Below are 15,635 nucleotides of genomic sequence, written 5' to 3'. Positions count from 1 at the left end.
GAGGAGCGGGGTCTGGGGCGGAGCCCCAGGGGCGGGGAGACGTCCAGCCCGCGTTCACCTCGTCCGCAGCACACCCAACCCACCCCCAGAAAGGAACCCCACATGATCGACAACGGAGTGTTCGCGCTCGGGTTCGAGGAGTACCTGAAGCGCGTCGCGACGCTGACCGACGACATCCTCGTACCCGCCGAGAACGAGATGGTCGACACGGGCGAGGTACCCGCACACGTCGTACGGGCGCTCGCCGAGAACGGCCTGTTCGCCGTGTCGATTCCGCGGCGCTTCGGAGGGCTCGAATGGTCCATGACGCAACAGGTCCGGCTGACCATGGAGTTCACCCGCGCCTCCTGCGTGTACCGGTCGAGGTTCTCCACCGTCATCGGGCTGTGCTCGCAGGCGATCCTCGACCACGGCACCGACGCCCAACGCGAGGCGCTGCTGCCGAAGATGGCCGCCGGGGAACACGTCACCGCGTTCGCGCTCACCGAACCCGGCGCCGGTTCCGACGCCGGCGCGCTCACCACCACCGCCCGGCGCGTGGACGGCGGCTGGATCATCGATGGACGTAAGAGGTACATCACCAACGCCCACTGGGCCGACGAACTGGTCGTGTTCGCGCGCACCGGCTCGGCCGAGGACGGCGCCAAGGGCGTGTCCGCGTTTCTCGTGCCGCGCGGCAGCGAAGGCGTCACCACCCGCCTGCCCACTCGCATGAACGGCCACGCCGAGGCCCCGGTCGCCGAGATCGACCTGGTCGGCGTCCGGGTCGACGACTCCGCGCTGCTGGGCGGCGAGCTCGGCGCCGGGTTCAGGGCGGCGCTGCGCGGCATCAACCATGCCCGGCTGCACGTCGCCGCCACCTGCGTCGGACAGGCGACCCGGATGCTGGAGGAGACCGCGCGGCACATGACCGAGCGGGAGCAGTTCGGGGCGGCGCTCGCGGATCTGGGGGCCGTGCAGGCCGACCTCGGACGCTGTTTCGCCGATCTGGAGGCCGCCCGCGCCCTCACCTTGGAGGCGGCCCGCGCCTTCGACAGCGGCACCGTGCCCCGGCACCGTATCGCCGCCGCCAAACTGTTCGCGTCCGAGATGGCGAGCCGGGTCGCGGACCGCTGCGTCCAACTCCTCGGCGGCGAGGGCATCGTCGGCGACCACCCGGTGCCGCGCATGTGGCGCGACGTACGGGCACTGCGTATCTACGAAGGGTCGTCGCCGGTCCACGAGCGCAACCTCGGCCGGGCCGTGACCAGGCAGGTCGGCGTGGACGGAACCCTTCCGGATACCTACCGTGTCACCCGCACAGCGGCAGCGGGGGCGTAGCACCAGGTCAGCAGGTAGGTAGAGGTAGAGGGAGAGCCAGGTCAGCTGCGCCCGGGCCGTCGCGTCGGACGACATCGAGGGAGAGGCCCCGTGGAGCTGAGGCAGCTGGAGCAGTTTCTGGCCGTGGTGGAGCACGGCGGTCTTGGGCGCGCCGCCGAGCGGTTGTATCTGTCGCAGCCCACCCTCTCGGGCTCGATCCGCGCCCTGGAGCGTGAACTCAAGGTCGAGTTGTTCCACCGCACCGCGCGCCGCCTCGTCCCCACCTCCGCGGGGCTGCAACTGGTGCCGCTGGCCCGGCGCGTACTCGACGACGTCGTCTGCGTCCAGGACGCGATGCGCAGCGCCCGCGAGGTCGGCGGCGGCGTGCTCACCGTGATGTGCACGCCCGACATGTCGGCGGACGCGGTCGCCTCCTGGGCGGGCGGCTTCACCCGCGCCTATCCCGCGGTCCGCCTCGACATCAGCGAGGTCGGCTCCCGGCACGAACTGGTGGCGGCGGTCGCCGACGGGCGCGCCGAACTGGGCTTCACGCTCGCGCCCGACGAGCTCCGCGGCGACCTCGACTTCATCGAACTGGGCGTACAGCGACTGCTGTTGGTACGTCCACCGGGGCACGCCCCCGAGCCGCACGCGCCGCGCGTGCCCCTCGCGGCCATCGGCGACCTTCCGCTCGCCCGCCGCCAGATCACCCGTAACGAGGAGGACGCGGTGCAGGCGGCGCTGGCCGCGCACGGGGTCGACACGACGACGGGGGCGACCGTGCCCAGCAGGAACGCCCAGTTGACGTTCGTGCTCCGGTCCGGGTTCCAGGCGTTCCTGCCGCTGCGGATGTGCGCGGCCGCCCGTGCGGCGGGAGCGGAGGTCGTCGAGACGGACCCGCTGATCGAGTCGCCGTTCGGCGTCGTGCACCGCGCCGGTGAACTCGCCCCCGCCGCCCAGCAGTTCGTCGCCGATGTGCGGGCCGAGCTGCGCGGATGGTTCGACGCCATCGCGGACCACCGGGCCGCCGGGCTCGGGCTGGCGGACGCCGTGGTGCGCGCATCACAGGACAGGACACATTTTTAACACGAGGGGTGTTGTGTTTGATGGGTTCGCTGTTAGCTTGACGCTCAGTGGTCAGGAAGGAAGCACTGTGAGCCCCGACGAACTCCCCGGCGGAACAGCAGAGTCGCTGAGTCCGCAGGCGCGCCAGGAGCGCATCCGCGACCGGGTGCTCGAACTGGGTTCGGCCCGGATCGAGGATCTGGCGCGGGAGCTCGGGGTCAGCGTGATGACGATCCACCGCGACCTGGACCGCCTCGCCGAGGAGGGCTGGCTCCGCAAGACCCGCGGGGCGGCCACGGCGCAGCAGTCCGTGCTCTTCGAGAGCAACGTCCGGTACCGGGAGACCCAACAGGGCGACGCCAAGAAGGCGTTGGCGACCGCGGCCCTTGAGCACATCGACCGGGGGCAGGCGATCCTGCTGGACGACAGCACCACGTCCCTCGCCCTCGCCCGGGCGCTCCCGGAGAGCGGCCCGCTCACCGTCATCAGCAACTTCCTCGCCATCGTCAACGCGCTGGCGGGCCGGACCGGCATCGAGCTGATCTCGCTGGGCGGCAGTTACGACCCGCACTACGACGCCTTCCAGGGCATGGCGACCTGCGACCACATCAAGCCGCTGCACGCCGACACCGTGTTCATCTCGACGTCGGCGGTCACGGACGGTTACTGCTACCACCAGTCGCAGGAGGCGATCCTCGTCAAGCGGGCCCTCCTGGAGGCCGCCCAGCGCAGGATCCTGCTGGTCGACCACACCAAGTTCCAGAAACGGGCGCTGCACCGGGTCGCCCCGCTGTCGGACTTCGATCTCGTGATCGTCGACGACCGGATATCCCGGGCCGAGTTGGAGGAGCTGCGCGACGACGGCGTCAGCGTGCAGGTCGCCGCCCTACAAGCCTCCTCCTGACCCTGGCGCCCCACCCCACACGTGCCACCCCCCCACCGTGCCCCCCCACCGTGCCACCCCCCCCCTCAACACCCCCAACGCATCCCCATCCGCGCAAGAGCCGACTGCCAACGGAGGTAGTAGTGATCAGTGTGCCGAAGCGAATGCAGGCCGTGGTCGTCCACGGGCCCGAGGACTACCGCCTCGAGGAAGTGGACGTCCCCACTCCCGGCAAGGGCGAACTCCTGTTGCGGACCGAAGCGGTGGGGGTCTGCGCGAGCGACCTGAAGTGCTACCACGGCGCTCCCAAGTTCTGGGGCGACGAGAACCGGCCCGCCTGGGCGCAGCGCGGCATCATCCCCGGTCACGAGTTCGTCGGCGTCGTCGTCGGCGGTGACGACGCCGCGCTGGCGTCCCACGAGGTGAGCGTCGGCGACCGCATCGCCTGCGAGCAGATCGTGCCCTGCGAGGAGTGCCGGTACTGCCGGCGCGGCCAGTACTGGATGTGCGGCCCGCACGACATGTTCGGCTTCCGCAACCACCACGGCGCCATGGCGCAGTACATGGTGGTGCCGCCGAACGCCCGCGCCCACAAGGTCTCGCACGACCTCAAGCCGCACCACGCCGCGTACGCGGAGCCGCTGTCCTGCGCCCTGCACGCCGTGGAGCGCGCCGACATCCACTTCGAGGACGTCGTCGTGGTCGCCGGCTGCGGGCCCATCGGGCTCGGCCTCATCGCGGGCGCCCGGCAGAAGAACCCGCTGAAGATCATCGCGCTTGACCTGGACGACAACAAGCTCGAACTGGGCCGCCGCACCGGCGCCGACATCGTCCTCAACCCCGGCAAGGAGGACGTCGTCGCCCGCGTCAAGGAGTTGACCGGCGGCTACGGCGCCGACGTGTACCTCGAAGGCACCGGCGCCACGCCCGCCGTCGCGCAGGGCCTCAACCTGCTGCGCAAGCTCGGCACGTACGTCGAGTACTCGGTGTTCGGCTCGGACGTCACGGTCGACTGGTCGATCATCTCCGACGACAAGGAACTCGACGTACGGGGCGCCCACTTGGGCCCGCACTGCTGGCCTGCCGCGATCCGCCTCCTCGAAGAGGGCAAGGTGCCGGTCGAGGAGATCTGCACCCACCAGTTCGGCCTGCGCGACTTCCAGAAGGCGCTCGACCTGGTCGCCGACACCTCGGGCGCGTCCGTGAAGGTGTCCATCCTGCCGAACGCCGAGGCCGACGCCGACGCGGTGGTCGCATGACCACGGCGACCGAGACCAAGCTCGACCGCATGGGCATACCCCACTCGCTGCGCTGGGGCTTCCTCGCCGTCCTGGTCTTCATGACCGGCAACGGCACCGAGTCCAACTTCATCGCCCCGCACATCGAGCACGTGCTCGGCAGCAGCACCGCCACGGCCAGCACCATCATCTCCATGTACGGCGTGTCCGTGCTGGTCGGCAGCTATCTGTCCGGCGCCCTGACCGACCTGTGGGGCCCGCGCCGCGTCATGCTGCTCGGCACCGTCGTCTGGGTCGTCTTCGAGCTGCTGTTCCTGGCGGGCCTCGCCGCGGGCAGCATGCCCATGGTCTTCCTGACGTACTTCCTGCGCGGCTTCGGCTACCCGCTGTTCGCCTTCGCCTTCCTGGTGTGGGTGAACCTCGTGACGCCGAAGGAGCGCAACGGCGCGGCCGTCGGCTGGTTCTACGTCATGTTCACCGGCGGACTGCCCACGCTGGGCTCCCTCTTCGCCCTCGGCATGATCCCCGCGTTCGGCGGCTCCACCGGCGGCGAGACCGGCGCCATGGCGGCCTCCACGGCCCTCGTGATCATCGGCTTCCTGATCGCCCGGTTCGCCGTCAAGGACCCGCACGGCAACGGCCGGGTGGCCCCCGCCGACAAGTCCTCGTTCGAAGTCATGTCCGCGGGCATCCGACTGACGGCACGTCAGCCGAAGGTGCTCATGGGCTTCCTGGTGCGGCTCATCAACACCGCGCCCCAGTACGGCATGTTCATCATCCTGCCCGGCGTCATCGCCGACGACCGGGGCTGGGGACAGAGCCGCTGGCTCACCATGACCGTCCTCGTCTACGCGACGAACATCCTCGTCAACGCCCTCTTCGGCGTCATCGGCGACCGCTGGGGCTGGCGCCGCACCGTGCAGTGGTTCGGCGTGTTCGGCTCCTCCGTCGGGCTGCTCGCCTGGTGGTACGTGCCGCAGCTCGTGCCCGCCGGGTCCACCTGGGGCTTCTGGGTGTCGGTCGTGGCGGGCTGTGTGTTCGGCTGCCTGCTCGCCGGGTTCGTGCCGATGGGCGCGATCATGCCGGCGCTGGTCCCGGCCGAGTTCAAGGGCGCGGCCATGGCCATGTACACCACGGCGGCGGGCGGCGCCTCGTTCCTCGGCTCGGCGGTCGTCACCGTCGTGCTCTCGGTCGGCCTCGGCAACGCCGGAGTGGTGTGGGCGTTCGTCGTGCTCTACGGAGCGGCCTTCGTGATGGTCTCGTTCCTCAACGTGCGGCAGAGCGACACCGGTTCGCAGGAGGAACAGGCCGGGGCGCCGGTCGCGGCGCGCTGAGAGCACGTACGGCCGCAGGGACACACGCACGTACCGCTGTTGTTTTGGGAGGTTCCCCCGTGACCCGAATCTTCGACGACCCGGCGACCTTCGCCGAGGACCAACTGGCCGGATTCCTCGACCTGTACGCCGACCGGTTGCGCGGCGTCCCGGGAGGCGTGGTCGCGCACCGCGGGGAGCGGCCGGAGGTGGCCGTCGTCATCGGCGGCGGCTCCGGCCACTACCCGGCCTTCTGCGGAACGGTCGGACCCGGCATGGCCGCGGGCGCCGTGGTCGGCAACATCTTCACCTCACCCTCCGCCGCCCAGGTCTACTCCGTGGCGAAGGCCGCCGACCAGGGCAGAGGCGTCGTCCTCAGCTTCGGCAACTACGCCGGGGACGTGCTGAACTTCCAGATCGCCGCGGACCGGCTGTGCGCCGAGGGGATCGACACCCGCGTCGTGATCGTCACCGACGACGTGGCGTCTGCCGAGGAGGAGGGCAAGCGCCGCGGCATCGCGGGCGACTTCACGGTCTTCAAGGTGATGGGCGCGGCCGCCGCCGAGGGCCTCGACCTCGACGAGGTGGAACGCCTCGGCCGCGCCGCCAACGCCGCGACCCGCAGCCTCGGCGTCGCCTTCTCCGGCTGTACGTTGCCGGGGGCGGGGGAGCCGCTGTTCCAGGTCCCCGAGGGGCACTTGGGCCTCGGCCTCGGCATCCACGGCGAGCCCGGCATCGAGGACGTACCGATGCTGAAGGCCGACGAACTGGCGGCGCTCCTGGTGGAGCGGATCCTCCAGGAGGCGCCCGCCGGTTCGGGGCAGCGGGTCGGCGCGATCCTCAACGGGCTCGGCGCCACCAAGTACGAGGAGCTGTTCCTGCTGTGGGGCCGGGTGTCCGCGCGGCTGCGCGAGCGCGGCGTCGAGATCGTCGACCCCGAGGTGGGGGAGCTGGTGACCAGCCTCGACATGGGCGGCTGTTCCCTGACGCTGATGTGGCTCGACGAGGAGTTGGAGCCGCGCTGGCGCGCCGACGCCTACACCCCGGCCTACCGCAAGGCGCGCGCACCGCTGTCGGGGCTGCGGGCCGCGGGCGGCGAGGGAGGTGCGGCGGTTGCCGCCGACATCCCTCAATCGTCCCCGGCCGCACGGGAGTTGGCGGACGGCGTGCGCGCGGCTCTCGCGACCGTGCACCGCACGATGGTCGACCACGAGGACGAGCTGGGCCGCATCGACGCCGTCGCCGGAGACGGGGACCACGGCCGCGGCATGGTCCGCGGCGCCCGGTACGCCGCCGAACGCGCCGAGGAAACGAGCCGCGACGCGGGCCCCGGATGGCTGCTGCGGCAGGCGGGCCAGTCCTGGGCCGAGTACGCGGGCGGCACATCGGGCGTGCTCTGGGGAGCGGCGCTGGAGGCGTTCGGGCGGTCGCTCGACGACGGCGCCGAGGAGTTCGGCGCCGCGGAACTCGCCACCGGAGTACGGGCGTTCGCCGACGCGATAGGCGACCTCGGGCGGGCGGCGCCGGGCGACAAGACGATGCTCGACGCGCTCCTCCCGTTCGCCGACACGCTGCAACGCGCCACGGAGGCAGGCACCGAACCCGCCGAGGCGTGGCGCTCGGCGGCCGAGGCGGCGACGCGGGCCGCCGAGGCGACGAAGGACCTGCGTCCCAAGATCGGCCGGGCCCGGCCGCTCGCGGACCGCAGCGTCGGCACCCCGGACGCGGGCGCGACCTCGCTGGCCCTGATCGTGACCGCGCTCGGCGCCGCGTCGAACGAACACAAGCAAGCAGAAGGAGTGGCAACGGCATGACGGACCGGCTGCGTCTCGTCGTCGGCTGTGACGACGCCGGATTCGAGTACAAGGAACGCATCAAGGCGGACTTCGAGGCCGACGAGCGGGTGGCCGAGGTGATCGACGTCGGGGTGGCCGCCGACGGCACGACCGCGTACCCGCACATCGGGGTGTCCGCCGCGCGCCTCGTCGCCGAGGGCCGCGCCGACCGTGCGCTGCTCGTCTGCGGCACGGGGCTCGGTGTGGCGATCTCGGCGAACAAGGTGCCGGGGATCCGTGCGGTGACCGCGCACGACGCGTACTCCGTGGAGCGGTCGGTCAAGAGCAACAACGCGCAGGTGTTGTGCATGGGGCAGCGGGTGGTGGGGCTCGAACTCGCCCGTAAGCTCGCGTCCGAGTGGCTCGAGCATCGCTTCGACCCGGGGAGTTCGTCGGCGGAGAAGGTGGCGGTGCTCAACCGTTATGAGGCGGAGCCTCATTCAAGCCCCTGCGGCGATTGAGCAGGCGGCTCCCGTGGCTGAGGTCTCGGGGCTCTGCCCCGGACCCCGCTCCTCAATCGCCGGAGGGGCTTAAAAGGAAGCGCCGGAGGGGCTTAAAAGGAAGCGCCGCCGGGGCTTAAGAGGAAGCGTCGGAGGAGTTTGAGGTGAGGGCCCGGACCGCCTTGCGGGCCGCTACCAGGACCGGGTCCCACACGGGGGAGAACGGTGGCGCGTAGCCGAGGTCGAGGGCCGTCATCTGCTCGACCGTCATCCCCGCGGTGAGCGCAACCGCCGCCACATCGACCCGCTTCGCCGCCCCCTCCCGCCCCACGATCTGCACGCCGAGCAGCCGCCCGGTCCGCCGCTCGGCCAGCATCTTCACCGTCATCATCGCCGCCCCTGGGTAGTAACCCGCCCTGCTGGTCGACTCGATGGTGACGGTCACGTACTGGAGGCCCGCCCGCCGCGCGTCCTTCTCGCGCAGCCCCGTACGCGCGATCTCCAGGTCGCACACCTTGCTGACGGCCGTACCGACGACGCCGGGGAAGGTGGCGTAGCCCCCGCCGACGTTCGAGCCGATGACCTGGCCGTGCTTGTTGGCGTGGGTGCCGAGGGCGATGTGGCGTTCGGCGCCGGACACCAGGTCCAGGACCTCCACGCAGTCGCCGCCCGCCCAGATGTCCTCGTACCCGCGCACCCGCATCGCCCGGTCCGTGAGCAGTCCGCCGGACGCGCCGAGCGGCAGCCCTGCCGCCCGCGCGAGGGTCGTCTCCGGGCGCACCCCGATGCCCAACACCACGACGTCCGCCGGGAATTCGGCGTTCTCCGTGGCCACCGCGCGGGCCCGCCCGTCGTCCCCGGTGAGGATCTTCGTGACCTCGGCGTCGTCGACCATCGTGATGCCCATGCCGGTCATCGCCTCGTGCACGAGCCGCCCCATGTCCGCGTCGAGCGTCGACATCGGTTCGGCGCCGCGGTTCACGACCGTCACCTCGTACCCGCGGTTGATCAGCGCCTCCGCCATCTCCACGCCGATGTACCCGGCGCCGACGACCACGGCGCGCCGCCCCTCGGTGGCCCGGAGCGTGTCCAGCAGGGCCTGCCCGTCGTCGAGTGTCTGCACGCCGTGCACGCCGGGGGCGTCGATGCCGGGGAGTTCGGGGCGGACGGGGCGGGCGCCGGTCGCGATCACGAGTCTGTCGTACGAGGTCCAGGACTCGCCCCCGCCGTCGAGCTCGCGGGAGCGTACCCGGCGCCCCGCGACGTCGATCTCCGTGACCTCGGTGCGGGTACGGAGGTCGATGTCGCGGGCGCGGTGCTCCTCCGGGGTGCGGGCGATCAGCGCGTCGCGCTCCGTGACCTGGCCGCCGACCCAGTACGGGATGCCGCAGGCCGAGTACGAGGTGAAGTTCCCGCGTTCGAAGGCGATGATCTCCAGGTCGGCGGGGCCTTGCAGGCGGCGGGCCTGGGAGGCGGCGGACATGCCGGTGGCGTCGGCGCCGATCACCACGAGGCGCTCGCGCTTGGCGTTCTCGGTGCTCATTCGTTCACGCTACCCGTGGTTGACGACTCGGGGCGCTGCCCCGGCCCCCGCTCCTCAATCGCCGGAGGGGCTTGAATTGGCCGGGTCTCGCTCGTCAGTCGCCCCGGAGCTTGAATGGGACGGGGGGCGCTCGTCGGTTGTTTGCCGGGCGCGGGGGCGTACAAAGCGCATGACAAGGAACAGCACCAGTGCCAGCAGTGCCGCGAACGGGAGGATGGCGGCGAGGGTGATGCCGAGCCACTTGAATGCCGTGGCGAAGGCGTTCCAGCCGCCCGAGAGGGCGTCGAGGAGGCCGGGGTCGTCGTCTTCCGTGCCGGTCGATGAGGACTCGGTGAGGCGGAGGGTGATGGTGGCCAGGGTCGTGCGGTCCTTCAGGGAGTCCTGGCGCGCCAGCAGCGACTCCAGCTCCGCCTGACGCGTACTCAGCTCACCCTCCAGGGTCACCACGTCGCTCAACTTCGTTGCCCGGTCCATGAGTTCGCGTACGCGTGCCACGCTCGCCCGCTGCGACTTGATGCGGCTGTCGACGTCGACGACCTGGTCCGTGACGTCCTTCGCCGTCGTGTTCCGCTCCAGGAGCCGACCGCTGCCCGCGAGTTCGTCGAGGACCTCCTCGTACGAGTCCTGCGGGACACGCAGGGTGACGCGGGTGCGCTCGTGGCCGTGGCCGTCGCGGTCCGTGGTCTCGTCGCCGACCATGCCGCCCGCGTTCTCGGCGGTGGTGCGCGCCTTGTCGAGCGCGTCCGGGACGTCCTTGACGCGTACGGAGAGGTGGGCGGTGCGGATGATGTGGACGCCGGTGACCTTCGAGGGCTTCTTGGGCTGCTGCTTGGAGGAGTCGGACTTGCCGCCGGCGGCGAGGCCCTGGCTCTGGTCCGCGGCGCCCTTGGCGGCGCTCTTGTCGGATCCGCCGCCCGCCCCCGAACAGCCGGTCAGCGCGAGTGCCAGCGCGAACAGCGCCGCGAGGAGCAGGGCGCGTGTGTGGTGTACGGAGTGCGTGGGGCGCATCGGTGTAACCCCCGAAGGTCGTGGCGGTCGTCGGACGTCCCTTCGACGTGCGGGCCGTCCGGGACGGTGGTTGCCGGGCGGTTCCGAAGCGGTCACGGTCGGGACACGCACACACCCGCCCACACGCGCCCGCGCGCGTCAATCTGGCGCTGACGTTCTGACAAAGTGGGGGTATGCGTGAAGCGGACACTGTGACGAAAACGGGCCGGGACCGGCGAGGCCATCGGGACAGGAAGGTCCTTGTCGTCGGCGGCGGGATCGCCGGCCTCGCGGCCGCCCACCGGCTGCTCGACGGGGGCGAGCGGGTTCAGGTGACCGTCCTGGAGGCCGACGAACGGCTCGGCGGCAAACTGCGCGCGGGCGAGATCGCCGGGGCGCGCGTCGACCTGGGCGCCGAGTCGATGCTGGCCCGCCGCCCCGAAGCGGTCGGCCTCGCCCGCGAGGTGGGCCTCGGAGACCGCTTGCAGCCGCCGTCCACGGCGACCGCCTCGATCTGGACCCGCGGCGCCCTGCGCCCCATGCCGAAGGGCCACGTCATGGGCGTGCCCGGCACCGCCGACGCGCTCGCAGGGGTGCTGTCCGACGAGGGCCTGCGCCGCATCCGCCGGGACGACCACCTGCCGCCCACCCACCTCGGCGAGGACGTCGCCGTCGGCAAGTACGTCACCGCGCGCCTCGGCCGCGAGGTCGTCGACCGGCTCGTCGAACCGCTCCTCGGCGGCGTCTACGCGGGCGACGCCAACCTCATCTCCATGCGCAGCGCCGTGCCGCAGCTGTTCGACGAGGCGGCGAAGCACGTCTCGCTGACGGAGGCCGTCCGCGCCATCCAGGAGCGGGCCGCCGCCAACCAGCAGGTCGGGCCCGTCTTCATGGGCATCGAGGGCGGCATCGGTACGTTGCCGGGGGCGGTCGCCGACGCCGTGCGCGCCAAGGGCGGCGAGATCCTGCTCGGCGAGCGCGCCACCTCCCTCACCATGCGCGGCCACACCGAGGGCGCCGCCCAGTGGCGCCTCGGCACCGAGTCGGGCCGCACCTTCGAGGCCGACCAGGTCGTCGTCGCGCTCCCCGCCCGCGCCGCCGCGAGTCTGCTGCGCACCGCGTCCCCGATGGCCTCCCAGGAACTGCGCCGCATCGAGTACGCCTCCATGGCGCTGATCACGATGGCGTTCCGGGCATCGGAGGCGGACCTCCCCGACGGCAGCGGCTTCCTCGTCCCACCGGTCGACGGCCACACCATCAAGGCCGCCACCTTCGCCTCCCGCAAGTGGGGCTGGATCGCCGAGCAGAACCCGGAGCTGATGGTCGTGCGCACCTCCGTCGGCCGGTACGGCGACGAGAAGGACCTCGCCCGCGACGACAACGACCTCGTCGACCTCTCCCGCCAGGACCTGCGCGAGGCCACCGGACTGAACGCCGCGCCCGTCGACGCGCACGTCACGCGCTGGAAGGACGGGCTGCCCCAGTACCCCGTCGGGCACGCCGCCCGCGTCGACCGGATCCGCGGGCACATCGCCCAGATCCCCGGCCTCGCCGTGTGCGGAGCCGCGTACGACGGCGTCGGCATCCCGGCGTGCATCGCCAGCGCGTACGCCGCCGTGGACACGCTCCGCGGCGACAGCGGCGCGCTCGACGAGCTGAAGGCCGACCCGGTGCAGAGCATGCACGGCGGAGCAGGAGAATGAGGACATGAGCGACGACACCCCCAACACCGACGCCGCGCGCGTACCCAACAAGGGCAAGCTGGCCAAGGATCTCAACGAGACCATCCGCTACACCCTGTGGTCCGTCTTCAAGCTGAAGGACGTGCTCCCCGAGGACCGCGCCGGTTACGCCGACGAGGTCCAGGAGCTGTTCGACCAACTCGCCGCGAAGGACGTCACGATCCGCGGCACGTACGACGTGTCCGGGCTGCGCGCCGACGCCGACCTCATGATCTGGTGGCACGCCGAGACGGCCGACCAGCTGCAGGAGGCCTACAACCTCTTCCGCCGCACGAAGCTGGGCCGCGCCATGGAGCCGGTGTGGTCGAACATGGCGCTGCACCGGCCCGCCGAGTTCAACCGCTCGCACATCCCGGCGTTCCTCGCCGACGAGACGCCGCGCGACTACGTGTCCGTGTACCCGTTCGTCCGGTCCTACGACTGGTACCTGCTGCCGGACGACGAGCGGCGCAAGATGCTCGCCGACCACGGGAAGATGGCGCGCGGTTACCCGGACGTGCGGGCCAACACCGTGGCGTCGTTCTCGCTCGGGGACTACGAGTGGATTCTGGCGTTCGAGGCGGATGAGCTGTACCGGATTGTGGATCTGATGCGGTTGCTGCGGGGGTCCGAGGCGCGGCGTCACGTCCGTGAGGAGGTTCCGTTCTTCACGGGGCGCCGTAAGTCCGTTGCGGATCTTGTGGCTGGGCTGGCCTGATCGGTGCGGCCCACCGTGGCTGGGGCCTCGGGGCTCTGCCCCGGACCCCGCTCCTCAATCGCCGGAGGGGCTTGATTGTGGTCGCCAGAGTGGCTTGATGTGGGGTCACTTGGCGGGCAGGGGCTTTGGTTCCTTGTGCGGGGCGCATGAGGTCGCCGTCTCCTCCGGGAGGCGGCCCTCCAGGAGATACGCGTCCATGTGGCCGTTCACGCACGCGTTGGGGCCCGCCCCGATGCCGTGCGTGCCCGCCTTCCGTTCGGTCACGAGGGACGAACCCGCGAGGCGGCGGTTGAGTTCCTCGGCGCCCTTGTACGGGGTGGCCGCGTCGCGTTCCGCCGCGAGGATCAAGGTCGGGGGGAGTTCGCCGGGGAGGGTGTGGACGTCGACCGGTTGTTGGCGGGGGGACGGCCAGTAGGCGCACGGCAGGTTCATCCAGGCGTTGTCCCAGGTCTCGAACGGGGCGTGCTGCGCGAGGGCTGAATTGTCGCGGTCCCACGTGGTGAAGTCCGTCGGCCAGGGCGCGTCGTTGCACTGGACGGCCGTGTAGACGGCGTTGCTGTTCTCGTCCTCCTTCGCGGCCGCGGGGATGGGCGCGGCCTGCTCGACGAGGGGCTTCGGGTCGCCCTTCGCGTAGGCGGACAGCGCGTACGCGCGCAGCGGCCAGTAGTCGTCGTAGTACCCGGCCTGGAGGAACGCCGACTGGAGTTCGCCGGGGCCGACCTTGCCGCCGGCCGGTTTCCGGGCGACCGCCGCGCGCGCCTTCTCGTACGAGGCCAGCACGGCCTGCGGCGTCTTCCCCAGGTGGTACGTGTCGTCGTGGCGGGCGACCCAGGCCCGGAAGTCGGCCCAGCGGCGCTCGAACGCGGCGGACTGGCCGAGGTTGTTGCGGTACCAGACCTGACCCGGGTCCGGGTCGACCGCCGAGTCGAAGACCATCCGCCGCACGTGCGAGGGGAACAGCTCCGCGTACACGGCCCCGAGGTACGTGCCGTACGAGGCGCCCATGAACGTCAGCTTCCGCTCGCCGAGCGCGGCCCGCAGCACGTCCAGGTCACGGGCGTTGTTCAGGGTGGTGAAGTGCTCGATGCCGGGGTTCTTCGCCACGCAGTCGCGTGCGTACGCCTTCGCGCGCTCGACGCGCTTCTCCTTGTACGCGGCCGTGGGGTGCGTCGGCGACTGCGTCGGGGCCTTCTGGAACTTCTCCGGGTCCTCGCAGGACAGCGGCGCCGACCGGCCCACGCCGCGCGGGGCGTAGCCGACGAGGTCGTACGCGGCGCCGATGCGCTTCCATTCCGGCGACGTACCGGCCATCGGGAAGTGCATGCCGTTGCCGCCGGGCCCGCCGGGGTTGAAGACGAGTGAACCCTGGCGCTCGGCGTCGTCCTTGCCGGTGGCCTTGGCGCGGCTGACCGTCAGCTCGATCTGCTTGCCCAGGGGGTTCGCGTAGTCGAGCGGGACCGAGACGGTGCCGCACTGGACCGGCTTCGGCAGCTCCTCCGCCTCGGGGCAGTCCGCCCAGTGGATCCCCGCGGACTCGGCGCGCGCCGCGGCGAGGGCGGCGCCCGCGTTCTCGATGGGGTTCGGGCCGACGGAGCCGCTCGCGGGGGCGGCGGCCAGGGCCGAGAGGATCAGGGAGCCGGCGGCGGCGTGGAGGGCGGGGGCTGCGCGCATCGTGGGGACGCGTCCCTTTCGTCGAAGCGGTTCGCGAACAAAAGGGATCCTCGGGACGGCAGTTGACGAAGTAAAGGACCAGGTCACGGATGTCGGAACGATGACCCTGATGCGTGGTGTCCGGCGTCGTCCGCTCGCCGGGCGGCTCACTCGGTGGTATGCCGCCCCGTGTCCGAGAGCGCCGCGCGCAGTTGCGGGTCGTCGACCGCGCGGACCCCGCGCACCGCGACGGCGAGCAGCCCGCCGGCGCCCGCGGGCCGCTTTGCGAGCAGCCGCTGCCCGGCGGGCGAGGCCCAGCGCGTGTACGGGTGGATCTCTATGCGGGCGAGCGTTAGACAGCTCAGCGTCAGCAGCAGCGGCAGCCCGAACCACACCGCCACCGGGCCGCCCCGCTGCACGCCCTCGCCCGGCAGCAGGACCGCGCACACGCCGAGCACCACGACGACGGCCGCCGCCTGCCGGACCTGCCGCACCGCGCCCGTGAGCGTCGTCCGCTCCCGGTCGGGCACCGCGAGTCCGGCCGCGACGAGCCGCTCCGCGAGCGCCCGCACCGCGTCCCCCGCCGCGGCGGCGGCCCGCAGCGGGGCGATCCGCGCCTGCCCGTCGGGCCCGATCGCGCCGAGCACCGAACGCTCCATGGCGTCCCCGGCGACCGGGTCGACGACCGTCGCCCAGCCGGTGTGCGCGAGCAACAGGCGGTGGCTGCGGGCCATCGACACGAGCGTCACGTCCGCGACCCGGTCCGGGCCGCCCGACAGGAACGCGGTCTCGTACAGGGACAGTTCGTGCCCGTGCCGCGGGTCGTGCCGCACGCCGTCGGCGCGCTCGCTCTCGGCGGCGCGCACGGCCGCGAGGCACAGCCGCCCACAGGAGACCCCCGCGGCGGCACAGGCGGCGAGGAGGAACAGGACCCACAACATGC

General features: G+C 71.8%; 13 protein-coding genes. 9 read left to right on the top strand and 4 right to left on the bottom strand.

Annotation, left to right across the window (positions count from 1 at the left end):
• The first annotated feature begins 102 nt into the window (after positions 1-102).
• The 7 genes from RBJ65_RS09885 (at position 103) to RBJ65_RS09855 (ending at position 8,094) form a co-directional block, all read left to right on the top strand.
• Positions 103-1,320 carry an acyl-CoA dehydrogenase family protein gene (locus tag RBJ65_RS09885; protein WP_306318280.1) on the top strand — a complete coding sequence of 406 codons (1,218 nt, stop codon included), beginning with the start codon at positions 103-105 and terminating at the stop codon, positions 1,318-1,320.
• A 90-nt stretch (positions 1,321-1,410) separates the two neighbouring features.
• On the top strand, positions 1,411-2,385 hold the full coding sequence (locus RBJ65_RS09880; RefSeq protein ID WP_306318281.1) for a LysR family transcriptional regulator: 975 nt from the start codon (positions 1,411-1,413) through the stop codon (positions 2,383-2,385).
• Between the two features lie 67 nt (positions 2,386-2,452).
• Positions 2,453-3,268 (top strand): DeoR/GlpR family DNA-binding transcription regulator, encoded by an 816-nt coding sequence (locus tag RBJ65_RS09875; RefSeq protein ID WP_306318282.1) that lies wholly within the window; start codon positions 2,453-2,455, stop codon positions 3,266-3,268.
• 122 nt (positions 3,269-3,390) lie between these two features.
• A complete protein-coding gene (locus tag RBJ65_RS09870) occupies positions 3,391-4,506 on the top strand; it encodes a zinc-binding dehydrogenase (protein WP_306318283.1) in 1,116 nt (371 codons plus the stop codon).
• Positions 4,503-5,819, top strand: a complete 1,317-nt coding sequence (locus RBJ65_RS09865) for an MFS transporter (RefSeq protein ID WP_306318284.1) — start codon at positions 4,503-4,505, stop codon at positions 5,817-5,819. The genes RBJ65_RS09870 and RBJ65_RS09865 overlap by 4 nt, the downstream gene beginning before the upstream one ends.
• 59 nt (positions 5,820-5,878) lie before the next feature.
• Positions 5,879-7,612 carry a dihydroxyacetone kinase family protein gene (locus tag RBJ65_RS09860; protein WP_306318285.1) on the top strand — a complete coding sequence of 578 codons (1,734 nt, stop codon included), beginning with the start codon at positions 5,879-5,881 and terminating at the stop codon, positions 7,610-7,612.
• Entirely contained in the window at positions 7,609-8,094 is a 486-nt protein-coding gene (locus RBJ65_RS09855) for a ribose-5-phosphate isomerase (RefSeq protein WP_306318286.1), read from the top strand. The genes RBJ65_RS09860 and RBJ65_RS09855 overlap by 4 nt, the downstream gene beginning before the upstream one ends.
• A 115-nt stretch (positions 8,095-8,209) precedes the next feature.
• Here RBJ65_RS09855 and RBJ65_RS09850 read toward each other — a convergent pair whose 3' ends face one another.
• Both RBJ65_RS09850 and RBJ65_RS09845 read right to left on the bottom strand, forming a co-directional pair.
• Positions 8,210-9,616 carry an FAD-dependent oxidoreductase gene (locus RBJ65_RS09850; RefSeq protein ID WP_306318287.1) on the bottom strand — a complete coding sequence of 469 codons (1,407 nt, stop codon included), beginning with the start codon at positions 9,614-9,616 and terminating at the stop codon, positions 8,210-8,212.
• Between the two features lie 54 nt (positions 9,617-9,670).
• Positions 9,671-10,624, bottom strand: a complete 954-nt coding sequence (locus RBJ65_RS09845; protein WP_306318288.1) for a DUF4349 domain-containing protein — start codon at positions 10,622-10,624, stop codon at positions 9,671-9,673.
• Positions 10,625-10,797: 173 nt separating this feature from the next.
• On the opposite strand from RBJ65_RS09845, the gene hemG reads away from it, so the two are divergent.
• Positions 10,798-12,306, top strand: coding sequence for a protoporphyrinogen oxidase (hemG, locus tag RBJ65_RS09840; RefSeq protein WP_306318289.1), 1,509 nt, complete (start codon positions 10,798-10,800; stop codon positions 12,304-12,306).
• 4 nt (positions 12,307-12,310) lie between these two features.
• Positions 12,311-13,042, top strand: coding sequence for a hydrogen peroxide-dependent heme synthase (gene hemQ / locus RBJ65_RS09835; RefSeq protein WP_306318290.1), 732 nt, complete (start codon positions 12,311-12,313; stop codon positions 13,040-13,042).
• Between the two features lie 105 nt (positions 13,043-13,147).
• Here hemQ and RBJ65_RS09830 read toward each other — a convergent pair whose 3' ends face one another.
• Positions 13,148-14,713, bottom strand: a complete 1,566-nt coding sequence (locus RBJ65_RS09830) for an alpha/beta hydrolase (protein WP_306318291.1) — start codon at positions 14,711-14,713, stop codon at positions 13,148-13,150.
• Positions 14,714-14,859: 146 nt separating this feature from the next.
• A complete protein-coding gene (locus RBJ65_RS09825) occupies positions 14,860-15,633 on the bottom strand; it encodes a TIGR04222 domain-containing membrane protein (RefSeq protein WP_306318292.1) in 774 nt (257 codons plus the stop codon).
• Positions 15,634-15,635 lie beyond the last annotated feature (2 nt).

The sequence above is a fragment of the Streptomyces sp. KL109B genome, from assembly GCF_030766935.1.
GTDB lineage: Bacteria > Actinomycetota > Actinomycetes > Streptomycetales > Streptomycetaceae > Streptomyces.
This window is presented reverse-complemented; position numbering and strand designations above follow the sequence as displayed.

Coding starts and splice junctions, on each gene's coding strand:
- hemG (WP_306318289.1), top strand. CDS start 10,798: ATGCGTGAAGCGGACACTGTGACGAAAACGGGCCGGGACCGGCGAGGC.
- RBJ65_RS09885 (WP_306318280.1), top strand. CDS start 103: ATGATCGACAACGGAGTGTTCGCGCTCGGGTTCGAGGAGTACCTGAAG.
- RBJ65_RS09850 (WP_306318287.1), bottom strand. CDS start 9,616: ATGAGCACCGAGAACGCCAAGCGCGAGCGCCTCGTGGTGATCGGCGCC.
- RBJ65_RS09825 (WP_306318292.1), bottom strand. CDS start 15,633: ATGTTGTGGGTCCTGTTCCTCCTCGCCGCCTGTGCCGCCGCGGGGGTC.
- RBJ65_RS09830 (WP_306318291.1), bottom strand. CDS start 14,713: ATGCGCGCAGCCCCCGCCCTCCACGCCGCCGCCGGCTCCCTGATCCTC.
- RBJ65_RS09855 (WP_306318286.1), top strand. CDS start 7,609: ATGACGGACCGGCTGCGTCTCGTCGTCGGCTGTGACGACGCCGGATTC.
- hemQ (WP_306318290.1), top strand. CDS start 12,311: ATGAGCGACGACACCCCCAACACCGACGCCGCGCGCGTACCCAACAAG.
- RBJ65_RS09865 (WP_306318284.1), top strand. CDS start 4,503: ATGACCACGGCGACCGAGACCAAGCTCGACCGCATGGGCATACCCCAC.
- RBJ65_RS09845 (WP_306318288.1), bottom strand. CDS start 10,624: ATGCGCCCCACGCACTCCGTACACCACACACGCGCCCTGCTCCTCGCG.